Annotated in this window: 28 protein-coding genes and 3 pseudogenes; 12 read left to right on the top strand and 19 right to left on the bottom strand. The window is 46.8% G+C overall.

From position 1 onward, the window contains the following. The 3 genes from RYL88_RS03200 to nadD form a co-directional block, all read right to left on the bottom strand. A partial coding sequence (locus RYL88_RS03200; RefSeq protein WP_369011027.1) for a dienelactone hydrolase family protein occupies positions 1 to 525 on the bottom strand: 525 nt, incomplete at its 3' end. A gap of 707 nt (positions 526 to 1,232) precedes the next feature. Further along, positions 1,233 to 1,559, bottom strand: a complete 327-nt coding sequence (gene rsfS, locus RYL88_RS03195) for a ribosome silencing factor (protein WP_009492759.1) — start codon at positions 1,557 to 1,559, stop codon at positions 1,233 to 1,235. Beyond that, positions 1,523 to 2,095 carry a nicotinate (nicotinamide) nucleotide adenylyltransferase gene (gene nadD / locus RYL88_RS03190; protein ID WP_314988928.1) on the bottom strand — a complete coding sequence of 191 codons (573 nt, stop codon included), beginning with the start codon at positions 2,093 to 2,095 and terminating at the stop codon, positions 1,523 to 1,525. The genes rsfS and nadD overlap by 37 nt, the downstream gene beginning before the upstream one ends. 53 nt (positions 2,096 to 2,148) lie before the next feature. Between nadD and RYL88_RS03185 the strand changes: the two genes are divergently transcribed. The 7 genes and pseudogenes from RYL88_RS03185 to RYL88_RS03155 all read left to right on the top strand — a co-directional run bounded on the left by RYL88_RS03185 (position 2,149) and on the right by RYL88_RS03155 (position 8,473). Next, a complete protein-coding gene (locus RYL88_RS03185; protein WP_314988927.1) occupies positions 2,149 to 2,289 on the top strand; it encodes a hypothetical protein in 141 nt (46 codons plus the stop codon). A gap of 123 nt (positions 2,290 to 2,412) precedes the next feature. Beyond that, positions 2,413 to 3,408 carry a type I glyceraldehyde-3-phosphate dehydrogenase gene (gene gap / locus RYL88_RS03180; protein ID WP_314988926.1) on the top strand — a complete coding sequence of 332 codons (996 nt, stop codon included), beginning with the start codon at positions 2,413 to 2,415 and terminating at the stop codon, positions 3,406 to 3,408. Positions 3,409 to 3,424: 16 nt separating this feature from the next. Continuing rightward, positions 3,425 to 4,627: pseudogene (gene pgk, locus RYL88_RS03175) on the top strand (phosphoglycerate kinase). Beyond that, positions 4,624 to 5,304, top strand: coding sequence for a triose-phosphate isomerase (locus tag RYL88_RS03170; protein ID WP_314988925.1), 681 nt, complete (start codon positions 4,624 to 4,626; stop codon positions 5,302 to 5,304). The pseudogene pgk and the gene RYL88_RS03170 overlap by 4 nt, the downstream one beginning before the upstream one ends. Positions 5,305 to 5,719: 415 nt before the next feature. Then, positions 5,720 to 6,538, top strand: coding sequence for an enoyl-ACP reductase FabI (gene fabI / locus RYL88_RS03165; protein WP_314988924.1), 819 nt, complete (start codon positions 5,720 to 5,722; stop codon positions 6,536 to 6,538). A gap of 126 nt (positions 6,539 to 6,664) precedes the next feature. Then, positions 6,665 to 7,135, top strand: a pseudogene (locus RYL88_RS03160) (DUF2625 family protein). Between the two features lie 311 nt (positions 7,136 to 7,446). Continuing rightward, positions 7,447 to 8,473: pseudogene (locus RYL88_RS03155) on the top strand (NADH:flavin oxidoreductase/NADH oxidase). 264 nt (positions 8,474 to 8,737) lie between these two features. On the opposite strand, the gene RYL88_RS03150 reads toward RYL88_RS03155, so the two are convergent. From RYL88_RS03150 to exbB, 3 genes are read right to left on the bottom strand one after another with little or no spacing between them, the layout of a single operon-like run. Then, the gene (locus RYL88_RS03150) at positions 8,738 to 9,574 is read right to left on the bottom strand and encodes an energy transducer TonB (RefSeq protein WP_314988923.1); all 837 of its coding nucleotides are present in this window, start codon (positions 9,572 to 9,574) and stop codon (positions 8,738 to 8,740) included. Beyond that, on the bottom strand, positions 9,540 to 9,917 hold the full coding sequence (gene exbD, locus RYL88_RS03145; RefSeq protein ID WP_002950018.1) for a TonB system transport protein ExbD: 378 nt from the start codon (positions 9,915 to 9,917) through the stop codon (positions 9,540 to 9,542). The genes RYL88_RS03150 and exbD overlap by 35 nt, the downstream gene beginning before the upstream one ends. Then, positions 9,910 to 10,338 carry a TonB-system energizer ExbB gene (exbB, locus tag RYL88_RS03140; protein ID WP_002950017.1) on the bottom strand — a complete coding sequence of 143 codons (429 nt, stop codon included), beginning with the start codon at positions 10,336 to 10,338 and terminating at the stop codon, positions 9,910 to 9,912. The genes exbD and exbB overlap by 8 nt, the downstream gene beginning before the upstream one ends. Before the next feature lie 213 nt (positions 10,339 to 10,551). Between exbB and RYL88_RS03135 the strand changes: the two genes are divergently transcribed. After that, the gene (locus RYL88_RS03135) at positions 10,552 to 12,543 is read left to right on the top strand and encodes a TonB-dependent receptor (RefSeq protein WP_314988922.1); all 1,992 of its coding nucleotides are present in this window, start codon (positions 10,552 to 10,554) and stop codon (positions 12,541 to 12,543) included. A 121-nt stretch (positions 12,544 to 12,664) separates the two neighbouring features. Further along, entirely contained in the window at positions 12,665 to 12,859 is a 195-nt protein-coding gene (locus tag RYL88_RS03130; protein ID WP_314988921.1) for a hypothetical protein, read from the top strand. 29 nt (positions 12,860 to 12,888) lie between these two features. Here RYL88_RS03130 and RYL88_RS03125 read toward each other — a convergent pair whose 3' ends face one another. From RYL88_RS03125 to prfB, 4 genes are read right to left on the bottom strand one after another with little or no spacing between them, the layout of a single operon-like run. Next, the gene (locus RYL88_RS03125; protein ID WP_314988920.1) at positions 12,889 to 13,503 is read right to left on the bottom strand and encodes a tetratricopeptide repeat protein; all 615 of its coding nucleotides are present in this window, start codon (positions 13,501 to 13,503) and stop codon (positions 12,889 to 12,891) included. 16 nt (positions 13,504 to 13,519) lie between these two features. Next, positions 13,520 to 14,866, bottom strand: a complete 1,347-nt coding sequence (locus tag RYL88_RS03120; RefSeq protein WP_314988919.1) for an FAD-dependent oxidoreductase — start codon at positions 14,864 to 14,866, stop codon at positions 13,520 to 13,522. Continuing rightward, a complete protein-coding gene (locus RYL88_RS03115) occupies positions 14,863 to 15,168 on the bottom strand; it encodes a type II secretion system protein (RefSeq protein WP_314988918.1) in 306 nt (101 codons plus the stop codon). The genes RYL88_RS03120 and RYL88_RS03115 overlap by 4 nt, the downstream gene beginning before the upstream one ends. A gap of 11 nt (positions 15,169 to 15,179) precedes the next feature. Then, positions 15,180 to 16,280, bottom strand: a complete 1,101-nt coding sequence (prfB, locus tag RYL88_RS03110; protein WP_314988917.1) for a peptide chain release factor 2 — start codon at positions 16,278 to 16,280, stop codon at positions 15,180 to 15,182. Between the two features lie 107 nt (positions 16,281 to 16,387). Between prfB and panC the strand changes: the two genes are divergently transcribed. From panC to tilS, 3 genes are read left to right on the top strand one after another with little or no spacing between them, the layout of a single operon-like run. Beyond that, on the top strand, positions 16,388 to 17,209 hold the full coding sequence (gene panC, locus RYL88_RS03105) for a pantoate--beta-alanine ligase (protein ID WP_314988916.1): 822 nt from the start codon (positions 16,388 to 16,390) through the stop codon (positions 17,207 to 17,209). 1 nt (position 17,210) lies between these two features. Then, positions 17,211 to 18,518: a 30S ribosomal protein S12 methylthiotransferase RimO gene (gene rimO, locus RYL88_RS03100; RefSeq protein ID WP_314988915.1), complete on the top strand. Its 1,308-nt coding sequence runs from the start codon at positions 17,211 to 17,213 to the stop codon at positions 18,516 to 18,518. A 1-nt stretch (position 18,519) separates the two neighbouring features. After that, on the top strand, positions 18,520 to 19,506 hold the full coding sequence (gene tilS / locus RYL88_RS03095) for a tRNA lysidine(34) synthetase TilS (RefSeq protein ID WP_314988914.1): 987 nt from the start codon (positions 18,520 to 18,522) through the stop codon (positions 19,504 to 19,506). A 385-nt stretch (positions 19,507 to 19,891) separates the two neighbouring features. Here the strand turns inward: tilS and RYL88_RS03090 are convergent, their stop codons facing one another. The 9 genes from RYL88_RS03090 to RYL88_RS03050 form a co-directional block, all read right to left on the bottom strand. Then, positions 19,892 to 21,244 carry a PAS domain-containing protein gene (locus RYL88_RS03090; protein WP_314988913.1) on the bottom strand — a complete coding sequence of 451 codons (1,353 nt, stop codon included), beginning with the start codon at positions 21,242 to 21,244 and terminating at the stop codon, positions 19,892 to 19,894. Between the two features lie 64 nt (positions 21,245 to 21,308). Further along, complete coding sequence (locus tag RYL88_RS03085) at positions 21,309 to 21,833, bottom strand: hypothetical protein (protein ID WP_295141589.1); 525 nt, start codon at positions 21,831 to 21,833, stop codon at positions 21,309 to 21,311. After that, entirely contained in the window at positions 21,826 to 22,350 is a 525-nt protein-coding gene (locus tag RYL88_RS03080; RefSeq protein ID WP_314988912.1) for a hypothetical protein, read from the bottom strand. Before RYL88_RS03080 ends, RYL88_RS03085 begins: the two co-directional genes overlap by 8 nt. Further along, positions 22,343 to 23,338, bottom strand: a complete 996-nt coding sequence (locus RYL88_RS03075; protein WP_314988911.1) for a hypothetical protein — start codon at positions 23,336 to 23,338, stop codon at positions 22,343 to 22,345. Before RYL88_RS03075 ends, RYL88_RS03080 begins: the two co-directional genes overlap by 8 nt. A 55-nt stretch (positions 23,339 to 23,393) precedes the next feature. Next, positions 23,394 to 23,846 (bottom strand): hypothetical protein, encoded by a 453-nt coding sequence (locus tag RYL88_RS03070; protein WP_314988910.1) that lies wholly within the window; start codon positions 23,844 to 23,846, stop codon positions 23,394 to 23,396. Continuing rightward, a complete protein-coding gene (locus RYL88_RS03065) occupies positions 23,843 to 24,475 on the bottom strand; it encodes a lysophospholipid acyltransferase family protein (protein ID WP_314988909.1) in 633 nt (210 codons plus the stop codon). Before RYL88_RS03065 ends, RYL88_RS03070 begins: the two co-directional genes overlap by 4 nt. Continuing rightward, positions 24,459 to 25,772 (bottom strand): tRNA (N6-isopentenyl adenosine(37)-C2)-methylthiotransferase MiaB, encoded by a 1,314-nt coding sequence (gene miaB / locus RYL88_RS03060; protein WP_297967446.1) that lies wholly within the window; start codon positions 25,770 to 25,772, stop codon positions 24,459 to 24,461. Before miaB ends, RYL88_RS03065 begins: the two co-directional genes overlap by 17 nt. Beyond that, positions 25,769 to 26,011, bottom strand: coding sequence for an HP0268 family nuclease (locus tag RYL88_RS03055; RefSeq protein ID WP_122873392.1), 243 nt, complete (start codon positions 26,009 to 26,011; stop codon positions 25,769 to 25,771). Before RYL88_RS03055 ends, miaB begins: the two co-directional genes overlap by 4 nt. 49 nt (positions 26,012 to 26,060) lie before the next feature. Continuing rightward, positions 26,061 to 26,249, bottom strand: a 189-nt coding sequence (locus tag RYL88_RS03050; protein ID WP_314988908.1) for a hypothetical protein, incomplete at its 5' end; no start/stop codon positions are given.

The following is a 26,249-nucleotide window of genomic DNA, read 5'->3' as shown; positions in this document are numbered from 1 at the left end:
GTTTATAATCTTGCCCAAAAAGTCCTTGCCGTCGTATCTGGCTACAGCCACCGCGCCTTCGCTGGTGCCGGCTAAAAACAGCTTGCTCGTATCCACCCATTCCGTGCTTTTTAGCGCGTCCAGGGCGATTTTGATTTCGCTAGAGCGCAGCGAATGAACCTTTTCATAAATTTCCTTATCCGCAGGAGATTTGTACGTTATCCTGTTTTCTAGAGCCATACTATCAAACATAAAGCTTGCTATGCCCTCTTTTGCGAGCCACTCTTGCCATTTGTCAAGGCCTATTTTGTTGTTGATACCGGACGAGCCGTGCAGGAAAACTACTACCGGCGCTTTGGCCTGCGTCTTTGGGGCGTCTTTAAAAAGTCCGACGTAAATATCGCCGCCCGTGACGTTTTTTGGAAGCGCGATTTGAGCCTGCGCTATGCCCTTTCGGGCTGACTCGCTCGTGTGCGAGTACGCGTCGCCCGCAAACAAATGCGCCGCAAAGAGCGCAACCAATAAAGCAAAAGTTTTTCTAAACATAAGAATCCTTTATCTTGACTTTGATCGATTATATAAAAAATAGATTTAAGGCAGGCTTTTAATTTATAAAATAATAGCTAAAAAAGTAGGAAAAACTCGCGGTAGTCGGCTTTTAAATTTGGCCGCTAAAACTGCCTTGACCGTAGCGCTCAAAAATCGGTTGCTTTTGCGTATTAAAAAGTTCAAATTTAGCTCCTTTTTGCCCGTTTTTGTAAAACCAAAGCGCCGTAAAAAGCGTCAAATTTGACGGCTACGGCTTAAAAATGTTTTTGGAATTTAGACTCGATTTTGGGGTTTAAATTCTACGTGGATAGTGCGAAGTATCGCGAGATGGATTTTTTTTGGGGGGCTTCCCTTACGGTCGCAACTGCAAGCAGAAGTGACGTAAAAATTTAGCAAAGATAAGGTATGTAGCCTATAAGGCTAAATTTTTACTAGCTCCGTAAAGACGATCGCGAGACGAGCCGCCTTGCTGCTAGCCCGGAGCCGCCCGGCGAAATCGCGTCCAAAAATAACTTTCTAAAACCGGTCAAATTTAAATAATGGTAAAAGCCTGCGCGTCGCTTTTGGCTCAAATATCAAGCGCGTAGCCTTTGCGAGATCAAGCAAATTTACCGTTTATGGCGGTTGCGGCTTTAGTCAAATTTGCCGTCCGCTTTGCGCTTTAGGCAAATTTAACGCTATACGTGCTGCAAGCTAAATTTTGCTTAGGCTTTCGCCTCTTTTAGCTTGCTTAAAAACTCTTCGATATTGTACTTCGCGCGGTACTGCGCGCTCATGAGGTGGATGAGTATGTCGCCCAGATCGATCACGACCCAGTCGCCTGAGCTTTCGATGCCTAAAAACTGCTCGCCCTCGTCCTTTAGCCCCTCTTTTAGGTCGTCCGTTAGCGAGTAGGCGTGGCGCTCGCCCATCGTGGTAGCGATGATGACGCATTTTGCGATGTATTCGCGCCCGCTCATATCGATAGCTTCGATGGCTTCGGCCTTTTTGGCGTCTAGGATTTTGATGATTCGTTCGATTCTTTCTTGCATGTTTTTCCTTGGTAAAATTTCGCCGCCTCGTCCGCTATGCATGGTATCATCAGGCTTTTGTCTAAATTTTGCCTGATTTGCGAGGACGAAACGGGCTCGTTTATGTTTAAAATTTTAAAATTTTCAGGCACGGCTACGTCGCCGCGGCTAGCTACGACGAAGGTCGCGAGTTTAAAGAGCTCGTCTATCTCGTGCCATTTATCCAGGCTTGCCAGATGATCGGCGCCGATGATGAGGTAAAGCTCGCTCACGGCGTAAATTTGCCGTATATGCCGCACGCTTTCTATCGTCGGTACGGGGCGATTTTGCGCTATCTCGTAGTCGCTCACGCAGACTTTAGCTAGCGTGCTCCAAGCCTCGTTCGCCCACCTTAGCCGAAGTATCGGCGGGGCTGAAAACTCGCTCTTAAACGGGCTGATAAAGGTCGGCATGATGATGAGCTTATCCGCGTCTAGCCGCTCTAGCGCGGCTCTGATGGCGGCGTCGTGCCCTAGATGAGGCGGGTCGAAACTACCGCCAAAAAGCGCGATTTTCATAAATTTGCCTTTAAAATTTCGGTGCAGTTTAGCGAATTTGAAGTGAATTTCGGTTGAAAATCAAAAAAATCGCCGATAAAGCGCAAATTAAATGGAGATTTTGTAAAATTTGGGGATTTTTGGGCTTTGACGGGCTTGCTTTTGGCGTCCGTGTAGGGCTAAATTTGCAAAAGGCGGGCTTTAGGGCGGTTTAAATTTACGCGTTTCGCGACGAGCAAAGGCGGGTAAATTTAACGCGCAAAAAGCTAAAAGTACGAAAATAACCTTTCTGGGCGCTCTAGAAAAGCGACCGGAAAATCTAGCACAAGGAGCTAAACATGGTAAAAATCGCGATCAACGGTTTTGGACGTATCGGCAGGTGCGCTGCTCGTATTATTTTAGAGCGAGATGACGTTGAGCTTGTCGCTATCAACGACACGGCGACGCGCGATATGACGCGCTATCTGCTCAAATACGACAGCGTGCACGGCGAATTTAAGCAAGACGTTAAGGTGATAAGCGACGATTTTATAGAAGTAAACGGCAAAAAGATAAGAGTTTTTTCAACAAGAGATCTAAACGAGCTAGGCTACGCAGACTACGGCGCGGACGTGGTTTTAGAGTGCACTGGTAAATTTTTAACTACCGAAAAGTGCGAGCCCTATCTAGCTCGTGGCATCAAAAAAGTCGTTATGAGCGCTCCGGCAAAAGATGACACGGCGACGTTCGTAGTCGGCGTAAACGACGATAAATACGCAGGCGAAGCGATCGTCTCAAACGCAAGCTGCACCACAAACGGCCTAGCGCCCGTCGCAAAGGTGCTAAACGATAAATTCGGCATCGTAAAAGGGCTCATGACCACGATCCACGCCTACACCAACGGACAGAGCCTGGTAGACGTAAAGGCCAAAGACTTCCGCCGCTCGCGCGCTGCGGCTCTAAATATCGGGCCTACGACCACCGGAGCCGCAAAAGCGATCGCAAAAGTACTTCCCGAGCTAAACGGCAAGATGCACGGTCAAAGCGTGCGCGTACCGGTTGCAAACGTCTCTATGGTCGATCTAACGGCAGTTTTAAAAAGACCAGCTAGCAAAGATGAAATAAACGAGGCGTTTAGAGCGGCTGCGGAGTCAAATTTAAAGGGAATTTTATTCGTCGATGACGATTATAGAGTTAGCAGCGACTTTTGCACGAGCGCATATAGCAGCATCGTAGCTAGCGACACTACGCAGGTAATCGCTGATGATATGGTGAAGGTCTTTGCATGGTACGACAACGAGTGGGGCTACTCGACAAGACTCGTCGATCTAGCTAAGATCGTGGCTACGAAGTAAATTTAAAGGGTGAAAAATGAGTGAAATTTTATCGATCAACGATCTTGAGCTCGGCGGCACGAAGGTATTTGTTAGGTGCGATTTTAACGTGCCGATGGACGAGTTTTTAAACATCACCGACGACCGCCGTATCCGCTCGGCGATTCCTACGATCCGCTACTGCCTGGATAACGGTTGCAGCGTGGTTTTGGCTAGCCACTTAGGACGTCCTAAAAACGGCTTTGAGGAGAAATTTTCGCTGCGAGGCGTGGCAAAGAGGCTTTCAAGGCTGCTTGATAGAGACGTGATATTTGCCGAGGACGTGGTCGGCGCGGACGCCAAAGCCAAAGTCGCTGCGATAAAACGGGGCTAAATTTTACTTATTTAAAATTTGCGATTTGAAAAGGGCGAAACCAAAAACGACGAGGCGCTAGCCGCCGAGCTCGCTAAATACGGCGAATTTTACATAAACGACGCATTCGGCGTCTGTCACAGAGCTCACGCATCGGTTGAAGCGATCACTAAATTTTACGACGAGAAGCACAAGGCGGCGGGATTTTTACTACAAAAAGAGATAAATTTCGCTCAAAATCTCATCAAGCACCCCGCGCGCCCGTTTGTGGCGGTCGTCGGCGGCAGCAAGGTAAGCGGTAAGCTGCAAGCCCTGCACAACCTGCTTCCGCGCGTGGATAAGCTGATAATCGGCGGCGGCATGGCCTTTACGTTTTTAAAATCGCTCGGCGAAAATATCGGAAATTCGCTGCTCGAAGAGGATCTCATCGAGGACGCGCGCGAAATTTTACGCAAGGGCAGGGAGCTTGGCGTTAAAATTTACCTGCCAGTAGATGTCGTCGCAGCCCAGACCTTTTCGGCAGAAAGCGCCGTTAAATTCGTCCCCGCCCAAGAGATTCCGAGCGGCTGGATGGGGCTAGATATCGGGCCTGCGTCGATTAGGCTCTTTAAAGAGGTCATCGCCGACGCGCAAACCATCTGGTGGAACGGGCCGATGGGCGTTTTTGAGATGGATAAATTTAGCAAAGGTAGCATCAAAATGAGCCACGCTATCATCGACACTCACGCGACTACGGTCGTTGGCGGCGGCGATACGGCCGACGTCGTCGAGCGCGCGGGAGATGCCGACGAGATGACCTTTATCTCCACAGGTGGCGGCGCAAGTCTGGAGCTTATCGAGGGCAAGGAGCTACCTGGCATAAAACCGCTTAGAAAGGCTGCGGAGTGAGGTTTTTAGCAAATTTAAAGTGCAATCACACCAGAGCGAGCTTTGCTAAATACGCTCAAATTTTAGACGCAAATTTAAGCTCAAACGACGACGTGACGGTTTTCCCTCCGTTTAGCGCGCTTGATCTTGCGCCTCATAAATTTAAACTCGGTGCGCAAAATTTCTATCCGTGCGAAAGTGGCGCTCACACCGGCGAGATCGGCAAGGCGATGCTGGACGAGTTTGGCGTAAAAAGCGTGCTGATCGGGCACTCCGAAAGGCGCGAGCTTGGCGAGAGCGAGGAGCTTTTGCGAGCTAAATTTGATTTTGCCGTAAAGGCGGGCTGGCAGATCGTCTACTGCATCGGCGAAAATTTGAGCGTGAACGAAGCTGGCGGCACGAAGGAGTTTTTGGCGGGGCAGCTAAAAAATATCGACCTTAGCTACGAGCGGCTGCTGATCGCCTATGAGCCAATCTGGGCGATAGGCACGGGCAGGAGCGCGAGCGCGGAGCAGATAGAGGAGATTTTAAATTTCATCCGCGAGCAGACGAGAGCGCCGCTACTTTACGGAGGCAGCGTAAATGTCGCAAATATCGGCGGGATAGCGGGTATCGAGAACTGCGATGGAGTGTTAGTAGGTACGGCGAGCTGGGACGCCTCTAGTTTTTTGGAACTTATTAGCACGTCATCTTGCTGACGTCTTTAAATGATTTTGTAAATTTTGCTCTGCGACAGGCTACATGCTACATGCCTAGTCTTGGGACAAAATTTACTTCAAAACATTTAAATCCGCCTAGCGATATTTCCGCTTGCTGATTTACGTTTAGAATTTGACGTTTTGTTAAATTTGGATTGCAAAATTTTAAGTCGCCTAGTCTAGCTTCGCGATACTGCCGCTATCAAATTTGGTTTCAAATTTGAATTACAAATTTTTAAGTCAAATTGCGAAGGATTTTGAGATGATTTTTGGGGCTTTGCAGTTAAAATTTGCGTAGGCTAGACTTCTGCTTGCAGTTGCGAGTATAACGAAGCAAAAATAGTCTGCCGAGCAAAATTTTAACAAAATCGCCAAAAAGCGCTTAAAAGCCAAGCAAAAATAGAAAGGAGAAATAATGATTTTAAAAGGCAAAAAAGGCCTCATCGTCGGCGTCGCTAACGCCAAGTCAATAGCTTACGGCATCGCCGAAGCTTGCCACGAGCAGGGTGCGCAGATGGCGTTTACCTACCTAAACGACGCGCTAAAAAAACGCGTAGAACCGATCGCGGAGGAGTTTGGGAGCAAATTTGTCTATGAGCTTGACGTAAATAACCCAGCTCACTTAGACGGCCTTGCGGATCGCATCAAAGCGGATCTCGGCGAGATAGATTTCGTTGTGCATGCCGTGGCCTATGCGCCAAAAGAAGCGCTAGAAGGCGAGTTTGTAAACACGACCAAGGAAGCCTTTGATATCGCGATGGGCACGAGCGTGTATTCGCTACTGAGCCTCACGCGCGCAGTGCTGCCGGTGCTAAAAGAGGGCGGCTCGGTGCTAACTCTTACATATCTTGGCGGACCAAAATTTGTGCCACACTACAACGTAATGGGCGTTGCCAAAGCGGCACTTGAAAGCTCGGTTCGCTACCTAGCGCACGACCTTGGTGCTAAAAATATCCGCGTAAATGCTATCAGCGCAGGTCCTATCAAAACGCTTGCTGCAAGCGGGATCGGCGATTTTAGGATGATTTTACGCTATAACGAAGTAAATAGCCCGTTAAAACGCAATGTCACGACGCAAGACGTCGGCAATAGCGCGATGTATCTGCTTAGCGACCTAGCTAGCGGCGTAACCGGCGAGGTGCACTACGTCGACTGCGGCTACAACATCATGGGCATGGGCGACGTGGCTACCGACGCCGAGGGCAACACGATCCTAGCTTGGGACGCAAAGTAATCTACAAATATAAATTTGGCGGGGAGACTCGCCAAAATCTTCTTTTAAATTTCATTAAATTTATCGCAAGAACTTGCAATGAGAGCTTTAGAGCTGCTCATAGACGCAAATAAGCCGGGCTAGGAGCTGGTCGAAGAGCGGCTAAATAAGCTAAAAACGAGTGAAATTTTACCGCGTGACGAGAGCAGGGCTCAAAGTGAACTTTTGGGGCTTCAAGTAGCCACTCGGTCGCCCATGGGTGCGTTTGCCTATGTGAGCGGCAGCATCGTGATAGACGGCAGCTAACTGCGCGTGCTTAGCTCAGGATGCGAGCAGATGAAGCGTAGAATTTACGATTTTAGCCTTGGCAAAAACTTTAGCGAAGCAGGGCAGATGCCTAGCTATCTGCTCGCGGCAGACGATGTTTTAGGCTGATTTTCCGCGATAAACGGCGGCGCATTTAATGGTAAAGCCCCTAATGTCTTTTACTGCGCTCCCGCTAACGGCGAATGGGAGGATACGCAGCTTGGCTACTCGCAGTTTTTTTACCGGGTGCTTTGCGGTAATATATCTAAATTTTCGAGCTTTACCGCTGGGATGGATGGCGCGAGGATGTGAGAAAAATTAGCCTTAATAAGGCAAAGTTTGTTCGCTATGGCGGGATGTCGGCGTAAACCAATACTAAAGTAGATAAAAAAGATGGCATGGATATAGATGGGTATTTTACTTCTATTTTTAACGGCGGCGAGTAAATTCAAATTTGGCGGGAACCAGCATAGGCTCTTACCGCGCGCGTCTTGATAGTTGATTTATGCTTTAGCCCTTACAATCTCATTCACTCGCAGGCGGCTGCTAAAATTTGCCGCTCAACTAAATAAATTTAAACAAATATCCTAAAATAACCGCAAATAATCTTTAAAGGATTTTTCATGCAAAGTTTGCTTTTTACGCCGCTAAAAATCGGCGATCTAGAGATCAAAAACCGCATAGTGATGCCGCCGATGTGCATGTATAAGGCCAAAAACGAGAACGGCTGCCCTAGATGCTTTCACCGCTTGCACTACGCCGCACGGGCGCTGGGAGGTGTCGGGCTCATCATCGTCTAGGCCACGGCGGTAGAGCCTAGAGGCAGAGGATCACGAGCCGCGATCTGGGGCTATGGAACGACGAGCAGCTAGAGGCGCACGCCAGACTCGTCAAAGAGTGCGTCAAACAGGGCGCCGCAATGGCTGTCTGACTCGCGCATGCCGGCAGAAAAAGCGAGTGCGATGATCTGATCGCGCCTAGCGCTCTGAAATTTAGCGAGAGCTACAAAACGCCGAGGCAGATGAGCGCGGACGACATCGTCTCGGTCAAGCAAGCTTTCGTTCAGGCTGCGATTAGAGCCCAGCGCGCAGGATACGCCGCGATCGAGATCCACGCCGCGCACGGTTATCTCATCAGCGAATTTCTATCGCCGGGGATCAACCTGAGAGACGACGAATACGGCGGGAGCTTCGAAAATCGCACGAGATTTTTAAAAGAAATTTTAACCGAAATAAAAGCCGCGGTACAAATCCCGTCGGCGTGCGCATAAGCGCGGAAAGCTGGGTAGAGGGCGACTGGAGCCTATAAGATAGCGTGCGGCTGGCTAGGGAGCTCGAGCTCCTTTGCGCAGCGTTTATCCACGTCTGGGCGTGCGGACTCCTTGAGCGCACGGATAGCGCGCCGGCATTTACGCCGCTTTATCAAGCGGACTACGCCAAGGCCGTAAAGCAGGCAGTCGGCATCCCGGCGATCGCGGCCAGACTCATAACAAAGGCGTCCGAGGGCGAGGCGCTACTGCTAGGCGGCGTTTGCGACGCGGTGGCATACGGCAGAGAGCTGCTGCGAAATCCAAATTTCGCGCAAGCTGCGATGAGCGAACTAGGATGCTCTGAGCTAATAGAAAACTCGTATAAAAGGGCGTTTAAGTAAAATTTGGCGAGATCGCTCGGTATAAATTTGAACTAATGGCGTTGGCTAAATCCGGCGTAAATTTAATTGGCCGGTTAAGCGAGTTTTGGCAAATTTTGATTCTTGTTACGGCGTCCAATTTGATTTGATTGCGACTGAATTTAGCGGCGCTCAATTGATAACTAGAACGGTTTGTTTACGCCTGTTACTAAAAAATCCTTTTGGTTTTTGCATCAAATTTGTAAAATCAAAAGGTAAAATTTAAGCCGCAAAAACGGCTTAAATTTACGTGAGCTTGTAGCTAACCGGGATTTTGATGACGTAGTCGCGATCAAGCGTAGGAAAGTCCGGCGCGGCGCGGTTTATAAGCTCGACTGCAGCCTCGTCTAGCGTTTCAAAGCCTGAGCTTTTTATTACTTTTACGTCGCGGACGCTACCGTCTTTTTTGAACAAAAAGCTAACCTCTACTACGCCCTGATGGCGCATTTTTTGGGCGCGTTTAGGGTATTTATGGTGCTTTTGTATCGCCCTTTGGATTTTAGCAAATCTCTCATCGCCGGCTGATGTCGAGAAGTTAAACTCTCCGACCGTCTCCGCTCCGCTAGGCGGTAAATTTGAGCTAGTCTTCGACGGAGTAGGACTTGGCTGCGGCGACGGCGGCGTAGGAGTAGGCGGTGCGGGAGTCGGAGGCGCTTGCACTACTTGCGGCTCAGGCTCAGGCTTTTTAACCGGCTTTGGCGTAGGTTTTGGCTTTGGCTTCGGTTTTTCCACAGGCTTTTCTATCGGCTTTGGTTTCTCCACTGGTTTTGGCTTTTCTATCGGCTTAGGCGGCTCGACCGGTTTTGGCGGTTCCGGCGGAGTGACGACCGGTTCAGGCGGAGGAGGCGCAGGCGGTGCCGGAGGCGGCGGGGTAGGCGGAGTTGGTGCCGGCGGGAGCGGAGCTGCTGGCGGAGTAAAGGTGTTTAACGCTATTTTAACGCTTTTTTCTTCCGGCATCGGCTTCAGCTCGTCGTAAAATTTGATAAAAGAGCCGATAAGAACGGAGTGTAACAGGATAGAGACGCCAAGCCCCGTAAAGCTGGCGCGTCTATTCAGTTGTTGTCGTGATAGCGAAGTTTTCATGATTTTTTTCTTTTAGTATGTCGATAACCTTGATAAACGAGTCGAATTTACTCTCTTTATCGCTTTTGAGCTCTATTAACGTTTCGTTTTTTATCTCGTTTAGCTTTTCTTTTAAATTTTCCTCGGCAATCTTCTCTTCGCCTATAAAAAATTCATTATCTTTATTAATTAAAACGGCGATTTTGTCGTTTTCGTCTTGCTTTTTTTCCGCGCTCTCGCTGTTTGGCAGGTCGATTTTAATATTACCCTGAGCGATAAAGGTAGAGATGCTAAGCACGATAGCTAGCAAAACGAGCATAATATCTATGAGCGGGATTACGTTTAATCCCTCTTTTTTAGGCATTCTCACGTGAAGCCTTGTAGCGGTTTACGAGTACGTCCACTTTTCTCATAAACGCGTTGTAGATCATTAGCGTCGGTATCGCGACGATTAGGCCTAGCGCGGTTGCTTTTAGCGCTAGAGACAGGCCGACCATGATGCTTTTAGTATCGATGCCGCCGCTCATACCCATGTCGTAAAAGGTTACCATGATGCCCGCAACCGTACCCAAAAGCCCGATATACGGCGCATTTGAATAAACGATATAAAGCGTTGTTAAATTTCTGGTTACGCTCTCTTCAAAGTCGTCTTGATTCTTGTAGTTTTCAAATTTAACGTTTGCGTAAAAGATCAAGCGCTCTATCGTAAGCCACACTACCGTAAAACTCATAAGCCCTAAAATACCGATGATAACGTAATCGACGTTGTGTTTGAGAAATTCCATTTATTACCTTTTATAAAAATTTGCGCGCAATTATATCAGATTATGGTATTTATTGTCAATAACGAATAAAAAAGCTGTTTTAATATATTTATTTTAAATTTAGCTTCAAAATTGTAATATTCGTTTTCAAAATCTGTGCAAGATGAAGAAAACAAAATTTAAATATTTTTCTAATATCGGCTCAAAATTTAATAAATTTAAAGAGGAGAAAAAATGAGTTTTAACAACGTTGCGAAAATTTCTTTCGTAGCGGCTCTAGCTATCGGCGCAAATGCCGCTGAAAACGTAACGCTAAGCGGCGTAGAAGTAACCAGCACCGGCGGCGGCTACGGCGTGGACGACGTAAAGATAAGCACGAGAAACGCCGGCCTAGTAAAAGACGTGATGAGAGATATTCCCGGCGTTTACGTAGGCGGCACGAACGGCATGAATCAAAAAATTTATATGAGGGGCGTTAGCGACCGCGGTCTAAATATCACGATAGACGGCGCAAAACAAAACGGAAATACCTTTCACCATAACGCCGACTTGCTTATAGATCCGGATCTTATAAAAGCAGTCGATGTCGAGGTTGGCTCAAGATCAGTAGTAAACGGCTCGGGCGCGCTTGGCGGTTCGGTCGCCTTTAAAACGGTGGACGCTAGAGATCTGCTGGAAGAGGGCGAAATCATCGGCGCAAAAATCAAAACGGGCTACGCCTCAAACAACGACGAATTTTCGCAAGGCCTTATGATCTTTACCGCGCCGGTTGAAGGACTTGATTTTATAGCCGCTATTAATCACAAGGGCTACGACTACGGCAAAAGCGGCAACAAAAGAAAGATAGGCGGCGACGGAAATGACCTTAGCTATCTTTTAAAGCTTGGTTACAGCTTCCTTGACGCGCATAGAATTTCTATCTCAAGAGAGCACAATGAATTTAAAGGTCTTTATCCTTTAAGAGCAGAATTTGGCAGCTGGTATAGCGGCTCAAATAGCGTCGATAATCGTAAATACGAGCGCGATACGACGACGCTAAAATACGAGTATAAACCAAGCGATCTTTTAAATTTAGACGTGACGGCTTATAACACGAGACATCAAAGGATTGATGATTCAAAATGGGGCGTAGAGACAAACGGTATAAATACAAAGGCTAAAAGCGTAGTCGAGACCGGCGCTTTGACGCAGACGCTTAGATACGGAGCCGAGTTTTATCAAAGTAAAAACTTTAATAAGCCGAATAACAACTATCCTGAAAAGGTAAATAACTACTCAATCTACGCAGAAGACGCGCTAATTTTTGGCTCGCTAACCGTTACTCCTGGTATCAGATACACTCGTCACGAGTTAAAAAGCTACGATGGTAGAGCCGGAAACGTAAAGAGTTATACCTATAAATTTGATGAATTTACCCCGGCGCTTGCGCTCGACTATGAGATCCTTAAAGGTCTTAACGCATTTGCAAGCTATGCAAGAGTCTTTAGAGGGCCTGACGTTATGGAGTCGATGATGGCAGGTGGAAGCAGAAGCTGGGAAGCAAACAAAGATCTGAAACCTACAACTGGCAACAGCTACGAAACTGGTCTTAAATACCACGGCGATATAAATGAAGCTAGCTCATATAGCTTATCTGCAAAATATTTCATGACAAAATATAAAAATTTAATAGTCGATAATAACGCAGCAGGTGGTAGAACAAATCCGATAATGATTAGAAAAAATGCCGGCGGAGCCGATATAAGCGGCGTCGAGCTACTTGCAAGGCTAAATTTAGACGCGCTGAGCCTAGCTGCTAGCTACACCCACCAAAATGTAAAATATAAAGATAGGGTCGCTAAGGCAAGCGGCGGCTACTACACCTCAAACGTCATCGGCTACCGCGATCAGGGCGATAAATATACATTTAACGCCGAGTACGCATTTTCTAGCATCGATACGCTAATAGGCTACAACCTAATCTACTTCGCTTCAAAAAATACCATATCGGCCGGCGATAATGAAAACGTCAAGATACCAAGCTACGCAGTTAGCGACATCTACGCTACCTATGCGCCAAGCAGCGGTAAATTTAAAGGGCTAGAGATAAATGCCGGAATTTATAACCTCTTTAACAAAGCATACGCTTCGCAGTCTCAAAGAACGGCTGATTATACAGGCGATCCAAACTATGTAGACTGGGAGCCGGGCAGAAACTTTAAGATTAACGTATCTTATAAATTTTAATTTTACTCTAAACCTACATTTTCTGGGGCTTAAATCTAAGCCCCTATTTTCTAGCTTTTTAAATTTACTCAAATCTAGTGTTGTTTCTTTTGTTATTTGCGACAAAGGATTGTTGTTTTAAATGCGCTCAAATTACGCAGCGTTAGCCAAGCAAGCGAAATTTACCGCGTATCGTGAAGGTAAATTTGCAGAGTTAAATTTATGGGCGCGCGGCGTTAAATTTAGCAGGTATTTTTTAGTTTTTACGGAGTTTTTGGCAAGTAAATTTGAAGTTAGATTTGACGTGACCGATTTAAAAAAGGCGAGCCAAATTTGACCCGCCGTAGTAAATTCGGCTCCTTAAATTTAGCGTTTTCTGCCCATTCTTTTTAGATTGTCGCATGCGGACGAATCTCCGCTAAAGCACGCCGAGCGGTAGATGTTTCTGGCTTTTGACTCGTCCTGCGATACGCCTAGGCCGTGTTCGTATAGCACTGCTGTATTCGTGCATGACGGGATGTCTCCTAGTTTGCAACCTCTTTCGTATGCGCTCATGGCCGCGACGTAGTCAGGCTCTTTGCCCTCGTCGCCGGAGCGGTATAAGTCGCCTAGATAGTAGCAAGATATCGCCCCTCCGTTCGTGCAAGAGGCGTTAAAGATCTCCAAAGCTTTATTTTTATCCCTGTCTACGCCAAGGCCTAATTGATACATATTAGCTAGGTTGGTGCAAGCTAGCTGATAGTTGTTTTGGCATGCGTTATCGTAGTATTTTTGCGCCGTTTTATGGTCTTTTAGATTTTGATAGCTGATGGCTAGGTCGTTGCAAGCCGAGTAGTTACCCTTTTCGCATTTTGGTTTTAGTATATCGATTGCTCGTTTGTTAAAGTCGTAATCAGCGTTATCGCTCGCCGCTCCGCCGCCGCTTGAGGCTGCGCATCCCACGAACAAAAACCCGATAAAGGCAAGAAGTAAATTTTTCATTTTCTATCCTTTGTGTTTATTGAAATTGTCCAAACAAATCATTTAGCGCTTCGCTGATGCTAGGATGCGTAAAAATCTGATTTTTGAAAAAATCAGCGCCCGCGCCAAGAGCCATCGCAACGGCTATCTCGTTGATAAGCTCGTTTGCGTAAACGCAGTGAAACGCCGCGCCCAAAATTTTACCGCTTTTTGCCTCCACGATCGCTTTTAAAAATCCAGTTTCGTTGCCGACTACCTTTGCGCCGGGGACTGCTGCTAGCGGGAGCTTTAGGACTTTAAAATCTAAATTTTGAGCCGTCGCTCGTTTCTCGTTTAGCCCGATGCTAGCTAGCGGAGTCTCGGTAAAAAGCGTACTGGCGTGAGGCGAGCGGTTTAGCGTGCTGCGTTTGCCCGCGCCAAAAAGCTTATCAAAGACGATGCGAAAATCATCTAAGCTCGTGTATGTAAAAAGCTCGCCGCCGCGAACGTCGCCTACTGCGTAGATATGCGGCTGGGCGGTTTGCAAAAACTCGTTTACAAGCACGTTTCCTTTGGCGTCCGTCTGTACGCCTGCCGCGCTTAAATTTAGCTCCCTACTCGCAGCTACTCGTCCGGTCGCTAGTAAAAACGCGTCTGCTTCAAGGCATTTGGTTTCGCCGTTTTGGGTAAAAATTAGCGCGCAATCTTTTAAATTTTTAACTTCGCAACCCTCTAAAATTTCGACGCCTTGCGTTTGTAGCAGCGCTTTTACGCTCTGTTTTACGTCTTCGTCCTCGTTTTTTAGCACGCCCGAGCGAGCTATGATAGTGACTTTTGAGCCAAATTCGGCAAACATCGAGGCAAACTCAAGCCCGACGTATCCACCGCCCACGACTACTAGGTGTTTTGGAAGCGTTTTTAGGCTTAAAATCCCCGTGCTGTCGTAAGCCAAATTTGAACTAACCTCAAAGCTTGGTTTTTCATTAACCGAGCCCGTATTTATAACGATAGTAGGCGCGGTAAGTACGCTTTTTGCGCCGTCAGGGGACGTGACTTCGACGCTGTTTTTATCCATAAATTTAGCCGTGCCGTTTATCACGTCGATGTTTGCGTTGCCGTCAAGCATCGCGAAATTTTTAGCTCTAAGCGCGGAGACGAGAGCGTCTTTTTTCTCGATGCTTAGCGTAAAGTATTCGCCCGCGACGTTGTTATTTACGTATTGCGCTTCTTTACTTAAATTTACTAGCTTTTTTGTCGGGATGCAGCCGACGTTTATGCACGTTCCGCCGTACATCTGCGCCGATTTTTCGATCACGGCGACCTTTTTGCCTAAATTTGCGGCTTTTACGGCGAGAGTTTTGCCTGCTTTGCCAAAGCCGATGACGATGATATCGTAGTTCTTCATATGTTTTTTCCTAGTATGTAGTGCGTAGTTTCATTTACTTTTTTTATATTTATCTTGTTTTTTTCAGCCCAGTTTTCGATCACGTTTAGCGCACCCGGCGTTTTGCCCGCGTTTTTTATCTTAAACACGTCCTCGCTGCCGCTCATCGCAACAAAGCCGCCGAGCGGTTTTAGGTGGTCGTTTAGCGTGATAATGCTACTTAAATTTAACCCGTCGCAGTTGTTTAGGATGCGCTTAACCTGCGCGGCGGTCGCGTCGTTTTCGTTGTAGCCTAGTTGGTTTAAAAGAGCTGAAATTTCCATATTTTTCCTTTCTAGTTTATGCTTTTTTGACTTACCAAAACGCCCTCGATGAGCTTTTTTATATCGCCGTCCAGTATCGCGTCGGTTTGGCTGTATGCCTCGCCGCTGCGGTTGTCTTTAACCTGCTGATACGGGAAAAGCACGTATGAGCGGATCTGATGTCCCCAGCCGATCTCGCTTTTTTCGACACTGCCGGCGGCTTCTTGCTGCTTCATTAGCTCTAGCTCGTACAAACGCGATTTTAGCATTTTCATCGCGGTGGCTTTGTTTTTGTGCTGGCTGCGGTCGTTTTGGCACTGCACGACGATGCCCGTAGGCGCGTGGGTAATACGCACGGCGGACTCGGTTTTATTTACGTGCTGGCCGCCTGCTCCGCCTGCGCGGTAGGTGTCAATTTTTAGGTCTTTTTCGTCGATTTCTATCTCGATGTCGTCATCGATCTCCGGGCTCACCATCACGCTAGTAAAGCTCGTATGGCGGCGACCCGCGCTATCAAACGGACTGGTTCGCACGAGTCGGTGGATGCCGTTTTCGGCCTTTAGATAGCCGTAGGCGTTTACGCCTTTAACGATAAAGCTCACATCTTTTAGTCCTGCTTCTTCGCCCTCTTGGAAGTCCAGGGTTTCGACCTTAAAGCCCTCGCGCTCGCAAAAGCGCAGATACATGCGGTATAGCATGCTAGCCCAGTCGTTACTCTCCGTACCGCCAGCGCCCGGGTGGATAGTGACGATGGCATTTTTGCCGTCGTCCTCGCCGCTAAGCAGCATAGAAATCTCTAAATTTACGATCTTATCTTCAAGCTCGTCCGCCTCGGCAAAGAGCGAATTTATCGTCTCTTCATCGTTTTCCGAGTTTGCCAGCTCGTATAGATCCTTTGCGTCGTCTACGGCGCTTTTGGCGTTTAGGAAGTTGTTTAAGATATTTGAAATTTTCGTTTTTTCCTTGCCGATGGCGCCTGCTTTTGCGATATCCTGCCAGAAATTTTGATCGTTTTCTAGCTCCTCGATCTCTTTTAGGCGAGCTTTGATGCTTTCAGGCTTTACGACGCCAGCGATATTTTCTACTTTTGTGTTTAGTGTTTTTAGGAGTTCCGTGTATTCGTAATTATCCAAAATTTAAGACCTTTTTTGTGCTTTTTGGCGTGATTATAACATATTTGTAAGAGTAAAGATAAAATTTGCTATAATCGCGCGTTAAAATTAAACATAAAGAAGAGAAAATGCAAATTTTAAAAACAGCAGAACAGCTGCGAGATTTTGTCGCGGCAAATCCCGAAAATATCGGCTTCGTACCTACGATGGGCGCGCTTCACGATGGGCACGCTAGCCTCATAGAAAAGTGCGTAGCAGAAAACAAAACCGCGATCGTTTCGACCTTCGTAAACCCGGCGCAGTTTTTAGCCGGCGAGGACTTTGATAGCTATCCCAAAAACGAACAAAACGACGCTAAAATTTGCGAGGAGCTGGGCGTACATGCGATGTTTGCGCCTGAGGCTAGGGAGCTATATTTTGATACCGAGCCGTTAATTAGCGCGCCTGAAAATTTAGCAAGCGTGCTTGAGGGCAAGACTCGTCCCGGGCACTTTGACGGCGTGCTTCGCGTGCTAAATAAGCTCTTTAATATAACAATCGCAAAGCGAGTCTATATGGGCAAAAAGGACGCGCAGCAGCTGCTCATCGTGCGAAATTTCGTAAAAACCTGTTTTTTAAATTTAGAGATCGTGCCTTGTGAGATCGTTCGCGCAGCCGACGGACTGGCGCTTAGCTCGCGAAACGCCTACCTAGACGAGGGGCAAAAGCTAGAGGCGCTTAAGCTTTCTCATTCGCTTAAAAAAGCCTCAAATTTGATCGCGGCCGGCGAGCCAAGCGCACAAACGATAAAAGGCGAGATGCTACAAACCCTAGAGCCGCTAAACGTCGACTACGTCGCGATCGTGGATAGAAATTTAAACGAAATCTCGCTAATAGAGCCAAGTAATACCATCATCCTAGTCGCCGCGTACGTGGGCAAAACGCGTCTGATCGACAATCTGTGGGTATAAGATGGGTAAACTTCACTTAGTATCATTAGGCTGTAACAAAAATCTGGTGGATTCTGAAATCATGCTCGGACGCCTCTCAAACTACGAGATCACGCCCGACGTGGCCTTGGCCGACGTCATCATCGTAAACACCTGCGGCTTTATAAATTCGGCAAAAGAAGAAAGCATCCGCGCGATCCTGGATATGCACGAAGCGCGCAAAAAAGGCTCATTGCTCGTGGTCACGGGCTGTCTGATGCAGCGATACCGCGAGGAGCTGATGAAGGAGCTGCCCGAGGTCGATCTATTTACCGGCGTCGGAGACTACGACAAGATCGATGAAATCATCCTAAAAAAGCAAAATTTATTTAGCCCGGACACCTACCTGCAAGCAAGCGAAGAGCGCGTGATAACGGGCTCAAACTACCATGCCTACATCAAAATTTCAGAAGGCTGTAATCAAAAATGCAGCTTCTGCGCGATCCCGACCTTTAAAGGTAAGCTAAAATCACGCGCGCTCGAAAACATCATAGATGAGGTGCAAAAACTCGTAAAAAAGGGTTACTACGACTTTAGTTTCCTCTCGCAGGACAGTAGCTCGTATATGCGCGATCACGCGGTTAGCGACGGGCTCATCTCTCTCATCGACGCGGTCGAAAAGATCGAGGGCGTCAAAACCGCGCGCATACTCTATCTCTACCCGAGCACGACCTCAAACGCGCTAATTGAGCGCATCATCGCCTCGCCGGTGTTTGCGAACTACTTTGATATGCCTATCCAGCACACAAGCGATAAAATGCTAAAAATAATGAGGCGCGGAAGCGGTGCGGCGCGGATCAAAGAGCTTTTAAATTTGATGAAAAGCGCGCCTGATGCGTTTTTGCGAACGGGCGTCATCGTCGGGCACCCTGGCGAGAGCGAAGCCGAATTTGACGAGCTTTGCGCGTTTTTGCAGGAGTTTAAATTTGACCGCGTTTCGGCGTTTGCTTATTCGAAAGAGGAGGACACGCTCTCGTATGAAATGGAGCAGGTGTCCGCCAAAATCATCTCAAAGCGCCTAAGCAAGATCGAAAAGATTACTCGAGCCGCGATCGAGGCGAGCTTCGCGCAGGAGCTGGGCAAGAAATTTATCGTTTCGCTAGAGGGCGAAAGCAGCGAGGGCGAGATGTTTTACGCCGCGAAAAAGGCACTGTGGGACAAAGACATCGACGGCGAAATTTTGATCAACGAAAGCGACGTGGAGCAGCTAGAAACCGGCGGTCGCTACTGGTGCGAGATCACGCAGGTAGCGGGCGCCCAGGCGCTAGGCAAGATCACGGCAAAGGCCTAAAATGCTAAGCGCGCCCGTTTTGCATAAGCTAAAATCGGGGCGAAATCTGCTTGCCTTTTCGCACGGCGTCGATAGCACGGCGCTTTTTTATCTTTTAGACGAGGCGGGCGTGAAATTTGACCTTGCGATCGTGGATTATAACGTCCGCGCGCAGAGCAAAGACGAGGTCGCCTCGGCGCGGGACTTGGCGGCCAAATTTAACAAACAAATCTACGTAAAAAGCGTGCGTCTGGGTGCGTCAAATTTCGAGCACGAGGCGCGCGCGACCAGATATGATTTTTTTGGCCAAATTTGCCGCGAGCAGGGATATGAAAATTTGATCTTAGCGCATCAGTTTGACGATAAATTCGAGTGGTTTTTGATGCAGCTTGGGCGCGGCGCGGGACTTAGCGAGTTGCTAGGCATGCAAGAGCTCGAATCTCGCGATGACTACGTGATCGCTCGTCCGCTTCTAGGCGTGCGAAAGTGCGAGCTGGAGCGGTTTTTGCGTGAGCGAAACCTAAAATACTTCACCGACGAGACGAATTTAACGGACCGGTTTAAGCGCGGATTTATTCGCGCTAAATTTAGCGAGCCGTTTTTGGACGAATACTTTAGCGGCGTAAAAAAGAGCTTTGAGTTTTTGGCGACCGATGCGCTAAATTTAACTCCCGAAATTTCTAATCCCGCACCTAAAATTTATCTCGTAAAACGAGGCGCAAACGAGCTTCGCGGCGTGGGTCTTGCCTGCAAGCGGCTAGGGCTCGTTCTGAGCTCAGCTCAGCGAAGCGAATGCGCGCGCTGCCTAGAAAGCGGCGCTCGCTGCGTGCTAGGCGGCAAGGTAGCCGTCGGCGCGGGCGTAAAATTTATCTTTGTAACGCCTTACGTTAAGCCAGCGATGGATAAAAAATTTAAAGAAGCGTGCAGGCGGCTTGCTATCCCGCCGATAAATCGCGGATTTTTATTTGCCTCACGAGCGGATCTTGCGCTATTTGAGGAGCTTTTTTAGACGTCTGCGTTTTGGGTGCGAACCTGCGATAAAAGATACTTGAATTTTAAAAAGACGCTAATGCTTTCTTTGCGGTAGCTTTAGATTTAACGGTGCTAGACGGCCGGCTTAAGCGTCCTTACACAAAAACTAGATATCGCCGCTTTATCTTAAAAAAGGCGGCTTAAAACTCGGTTTGGTACTAAATATGCCGCGCTAACATCCTTAAATACCGCTTACGAAAATATCGGTATCTGCAAAAATAGCCCCGAATCGTCGCGCAAAAGGCGTAGGCGTAAATATACAAAAAGGCAAGCGCCCTAAATCTTCGATAAATTCACGCCCGAAATTATAATTGGGCGATAAGGGTCAAGCGGTCTTAATTAAATTTCGCAAGCCGTTATCATCACTCCCCGTATTTTTTCTTTAGATCGTCCCACGTCACTAGCGTGCGTTTGCCCTCTAGGCTGCGGATGCGCGTGACGTCTTGCATCATCTCTAGTACCCCCTTAAATACGCCGTTTTCGTCGCGCACGGCGGCGTAGTAGATGTAGATAAATTTGCCGTGAAGCTCCAGCCAAAAGTCGATCTCGTCGCGCTCGCCCTTGCGAAAGGCGTCGATGATTTCTAGCACGTTAGCTACGCTCTCGCGCGGGTGGCAGTTTTTTACGTCGCGTCCGATGACGCCCGCGCTTCGCGGAAATACGCGGTGCTTGGTGTCGGTGTAAAATTTCACGATCTCGTTTTCATCGACGAAGGAGAGATCGACGGGCATATGCTTATAAATGAGGTTGATTTGCTCTAGCGTGAGCTTGCCCGTAGCGACGTCAAAAACTACGTTTTTATCGCGGTTTGCATTTGGATTTAGTCCGTATTTGCTCATCAAATTTGACAGCTCTTTGAGGAAATTCGGATTTAAAACCGCTTCGTTTAGGTCGCCGTTTTGCAAATTTACAGCGCTCAAATTTGATTCGCTTTGCAAATTTACGTCCTTTAAATTTGACTTCGAGTCGCCGCCGGAGTCTAAATTTAACGGATAAAATTCGCTCGGCTTTTCGATGAGAAAATATCCGATCTCGTCATCTCCTCGTCTCATCGCGCGAAACTCATCTTCGCTAATTAGCTCCAGCGACGTCGGATAGAGCGCCGCCTCCTCGCGTGCGAGCAGGTCGAGTAGATTTTCGTAGATCTCGTGCTGAGCCGCGATAAACTCGTCTGCCTTGCCTTCCTCTAGCAGCTCGCGCGCTGCGGCAATACCGTCGCGGACCTTGTTATCAAAGCTCCACATAAAGCGCGACGGGCGGTCAAAGCCCTTGTTTTCGAGCATCGAGTAGAGTTGGTGCTGTTTTCTGGCAAAGTGCGTCCTATTAAAGCCGCCTAGTTTGTCGTAAATTTCAAGCCATTCGTTTTTGATAAATTTCTTTTTTAGCAGCTCTTTTGCCTTTGCGATTAGCTCGCGCGCGGCGTCGTTTTCGCTGATGTAGATAGCTACGGGGTGATCTTTTGGCAGCTGCGGGCGCTCGGCAGTTAGGATACCGCGCAGGATTTCTGATAGCTCGGCGGCATTTTCGTCGATAAACTCGCTCTTAAAGCCTAAATTTAGCAAATTTGCGCGCACGTTTTTAAAATCTGCCGGCGTGAGTTTCGTTAGCTCCGATTTTGCAGCTTTTCTAGAGGCTAAAAAATTTGCCGTTCCGTTAAGATAATCCCTTAAAATCGCAGTCGCCGAGGCGATGGCGGCATTATTAAATTTAATCATTTTTTATCCTTGCTCTAAATATTTTAAAGAGATTTTAGCGAGAAATAATAAAGTCGGGTTTGATTTATCTTAAGCCGTAGATTTTGACGTTAAATGCTGCGCTTATCTTGTCGCCGTCTTTTTGCATTTCGATAGGAAAGTCGATTTTGACGACGTTTTCATAGCTCCGTAACGCGTCTATAAAGTCGTAAAGTCTGGACGGAGTTTTTATCGTCGCGGTTATCTTTAGCTCGTTTATCAAAAACGGCTCGCTTTGAGATATATTGCTATTTTTAGACACTACCGAGTCTAGATACTGCGATACGAATGTTACGAATTTACCTTCATCAAATTTATTTTCAAAAGCATCCAGCGCCGCTTTGTTATCCGATTTTAGTTTGTCTAGCGCCTCTTGCTTACCGTTATAAACCTGATTTATCTGCGTTGAGGCGGTACTTTGTACTCGGTTATCGTATTTTATCCGCTTGTATTCTTGGATATTTGGAACCAAAAAACCAAAAATCATAATAAGGCAAGCACTGATAAAGACGAGTATATATATGAGTAGTTTAGTAACATCTATATTTTGCAAACTTCTATCTTTACTCATTTTGACCCTCGGAGTTATCTGTTTTGTTTGTACTGATGAAATTTAACCAGCCGTTAGGCAGCTGGTAAAAAGAGGTGTTTGACGTGCTAAAAATCGATTTTAGTGGCGTAGCCAGTAGCATATTAAAAACATCTCGACTAGGCGTAGTTCCTTTTACGACGAGTGAATTTTCGTCCATAGAAATTTCTTCTAAAGTTATACTTTGGGGAACTAGGTCTAGTAAATTTCGCACGCTTTGCTTTAAAAGCGCGTTTGAGGAAGCTATCTGAGCCGCAACGTCTTGCCTTTGCTTTAAAAGCTCGGCTAATTCGTCTGCTTGATTGATGCGCTGTTTTGTTTGCTCTATATTTTGCTTTAGCGTTTGCGTTTCGTTTTGTAACGTTTGATTTTTAAAAGCGATAGCAAAATTTACCGCCGCAAAAATCAATACAACCGAGATTATCAAAAATATCCAAATTTTATTAAAAAGATTTAAAATAGGCTTTTTTTGAGGCTTTATAAAGCTGTAACTAGTCATTTTTCAACTCTTTTATCATTAGTTCCGTCATTATTTTTTGCGTATCGACGGGGTAGACCTCGGTTTTAACCAAAAGTTCGTTTTGCAAATAGTGTAAAAACGTAGCGCTCGTTCTCTCCGTAGCGTCAAAAATCACGACGTCTTCGATAAAATCGCTTTCATATAGCGGATTTGTGTAAAATTCCTTAAGCGCTAGCGAAATATAGCCGTACATACTCATATCTCGGCCAAATATCGACACAGAGGTCGCTACGTCCGTGGATGCGGGCATGTTTATATCATAACCTAGATCCTCAAACTCATCTGCCGAGCCGTCTAATTTTAGCAGCTCGTCTAGGCTCTCGACGCCGTCAAAATTAGCGAAGTCTTCATCTACGCTCTCGATAAAATCGTCTATTTCGCTGCTTCGAACCTTATCAAATGCCGTTTCTTCGCTTGACTCTTCTAGTTTGCAGACGGCGGCAAATTTGGAAAGATTTTTATGAACGATGCAAATGGCACAAATTTCGCGGTGCGCATAGACGTAAAGCGCGTTTTTGCCTACTAAATTTTGGCTAAGGATCCTATCGTGAATGAGAGCCAAAGGAGAATAAAGCAGGCTCACGTCCGTATCGCCGAATAAATTTTCAGCCTTTTTTACGTCCTGCGTTTTTACGTAAAATATCCAGCCCGGCGCCGGATTTATGAAAGTTAGCTCCTTTGGATCTATGCCGGCTTTTTCAAGCGCGCTCATATTTTTAGGACCGACCGCGCCTTGAGATAAGGCATCAAAAAAGAGTGAAACATAAACCCATTTATATTCTTTTTGTAGATTTTTTAGATACTCTTTTGCCTTTGCCGATACCGCGCCGGTATCGTCGTTATCAAACTCCGCTTTTACGGTTTTTAGAGGTTTTGAGCCCTTATATGCTTCGCCGTAAAATAGGCACTTCTTGGACTCGATAACGACGCTAAGATATAAGACGCTAAAAAAACTGCGCAGTGACAAGCTCTCTCCTAAAATTTACGATTTTTTATCATATCTAAAATGTTATTAAATATAATTAAAATAGCTCCGTTTGCAAGGTTAAAAATTTATCTCTTATCCGCATTGCTTCTTCTTGCAGATCCGCATCGACCAAATTCGACGGCTTTAGCTCTTTGTAGTCGCTCACGGCGATATCGCACATCATGCGAATTTTATCTAGATTGGCTTTGCTTATTTTGCCTGATTTGCTGATTTTTTGGATATTTTCTAGATAGCCGTTTGAGCGGGCGATATAGGTGGCGTATTTTTGCGAGATTTCGCTTTGCACCATCACGGTGTGGGCTAGTTTGTTGTAGACGTCTTTGTGATAAGCGGAGCTAGAAAGTTTATAGGCGGTTTCATAATCGCCCGTTTCGTAGTAAAATTTGGCTCCAAGCGCGTTTTTATAAGACGGACTAAGAGTGATAAACGAGATAAAAGCGGCCGCCAAAAGCGCTCCTATAGACAAAACCACGGTCTTTGAGCTCATTTTTCCATCTCCTTTTTTATTAGCTCCCTTGCGTCTTCTAGCGCCATGTCCGTTACGCTAAAAGGCGGAGAGAGCGTATAAGAAATCTCGCTAAAAGGCTTTGGGATTATCATTTTATCCCAGCTTTTTAGCTGCCAAAATTTACTCGCTTCGTAGTTTAAAATTTGTATTTGCGCATTTTGCTTTTGCGCGATGACGACCGCACCGTCGGCGACGCTATGATAGGGGCCGCGCGGACCGTCCGGGGTGATGATGACGTCGGTACCGCTTTTTAGCTCTCTAAAGCTTTGCGCGAGGGCCTTTACCGCTCCTTTTGAGCTACTGCCTCTGATCGCGCCGATACCGAAAAACGAAATCACGCGCGCGATGATCTCGCCGTCTTTGTGATCGCTTATCATAACTTTGGCGCTTCTTTGCGGATTTTGGCCGTTTTTCCACCAGTGCACGTAAGCAAAGCTCATCAGCGCTAGCCTGCCGTGCCAAAACAGCACGACGCAAGGCTCGTTCGTCAAATTTGTATTAGAAAAGCTCTTTTTGCAGGTTAAAAATATAATCCAAATAAAAAAATAGATAATGCGCGGGGCTAAATTTATAAAAACGCTTCGTTTAAATTTAGCCCACGAGCTCACCGTAAAGCACCATTCTCTTTGGGTCGTTCACTCGCACTTTTAGCGTCTTGCCCAGCAGCTCTTCGCTACCCGCGACTTGAACGAGAAAGTTATTAAAGCTCCTGCCGGCAACCCCGCCGTTTGCGCGAAGCTCCTCAAAATATACGTCGAAAATTTTACCTTTTTGCGCCGCGACGATTTCGTCTAAAATCTCGTTGTGGCGACTTTGCAGGCGGGTTAGGCGGGCGCTTGCGACGGCTTCCGGGATTTGATTGGTAAATTCCGCCGCCTTAGTCATCGGGCGGGGCGAATACTTAAAGCTAAAAATTTGCTCGAAGCGTACCTTTTCTAGTACGTCCATCGTGTCCTCAAACTCCTCTTCGCTCTCGCCGGGAAACGCCACGATAATGTCGGTTGAGATGCTAACATTTGGACACATCGCGCGCAGTTTAGCGGCTCTATCTAAAAACCACTCTTTGGTGTAGCCGCGCTTCATCTCGCGCAGGACTTTGGTGTTTCCGCTTTGAAGCGGCATGTGCATGGATTTGCAAATTTTGGGATTTTGACTAAAGATTTCTAAAAATTTATCGTCCATATGAAGCGGATGCGGGCTGGTAAATCGTATGCGCTCGACGCCCTCTATCTCGCTGATCTTTACGAGCAGGTCGCTAAAGTCGATCTTCTCGTGCGCGCCCGAAAATCTCTTGCCGTAGTTGTTTACGTTTTGCCCGAGTAAGAAAATCTCCTTCGCTCCGCCCTCGGCGGCTTTTTTTACTTCGCGCAGGATCAAATTTGCAGGGATCGAGATCTCGTCGCCTCTGGTGTGCGGGACGATGCAGTAGGTGCATTTTTTATCGCAACCGATCGAGATATTTATGTGGCTTTTATACGGCGAGCCGCGAAATTCGCCGAATGCGTACTCGCTCTCGTCGTGATTTATGTCGGTGCTGATAAATTTAGGCGTCTTAACCGCGGCTGAAATTTTACTGACGTTTCGCGCGCCTAAAACGAAATCCACGTAAGGCGCTCGTTTAAAAATTTCGCTTCCCAGATGGCTTGCCGTGCAGCCGCAAACGCCGATTTTTGCGCCCGCTTTTTTTACTTTTTCAAAGCTTCCGACTTCGCTAAAAAGCTTATGCACGGGCTTTTCGCGCACCGAGCAGGTATTGATGAGGATGAGGTCGGCCTCGGAGATATCGTCCGTTAAATCGTAATTTTCCTTTTCTTTTAGTTCGGCGACGATATGCTCGCTGTCGCGGACGTTCATAGCGCATCCTAGCGTTTGGATAAATACCTTTTTGCTCAAAACTCGCCTTATAAAATATGCACTTCGTACATGTAGTCGTTTTCGTCTAGGCCGTAGCGAACGGTGCGGTGATAGACGCTAAGGCCCTTTTCCTCGAAAAATTCGACCAAAGCGATGAGTTGTTTGTGGCTGTTTTCTCTGTCGAAATAGAAAATTTGTTGCGGATCTTTGGCAAATGCCGCTTCGATTTTTTCAAGAGAGATCGTTTTCGGTTTGGCGTCAAGTTGCGTTCTAGCGAGTTTTAGCTCCATTTTTAATCCTTTGAAATCTTTAATTTAATCTGTGAATATAGCAAAAACATCATAAAAAACGCATTAAACTTCTTAAAAGTATAAAGCTTGTATAATACCCCTCTAACTCAAAAATTCCCCCAAATTTTAAATAACGGAGCAAAAATAATATGGAAAAAATAGCGGATATCATAGAATCTATCGCAAACGAAAAAGGGCTTGAAATCGAAGACGTAAAAGAGCGCGTCATAAGAGCCAT

The organism is uncultured Campylobacter sp., assembly GCF_963517995.1.
GTDB lineage: Bacteria > Campylobacterota > Campylobacteria > Campylobacterales > Campylobacteraceae > Campylobacter_A.
This window is presented reverse-complemented; position numbering and strand designations above follow the sequence as displayed.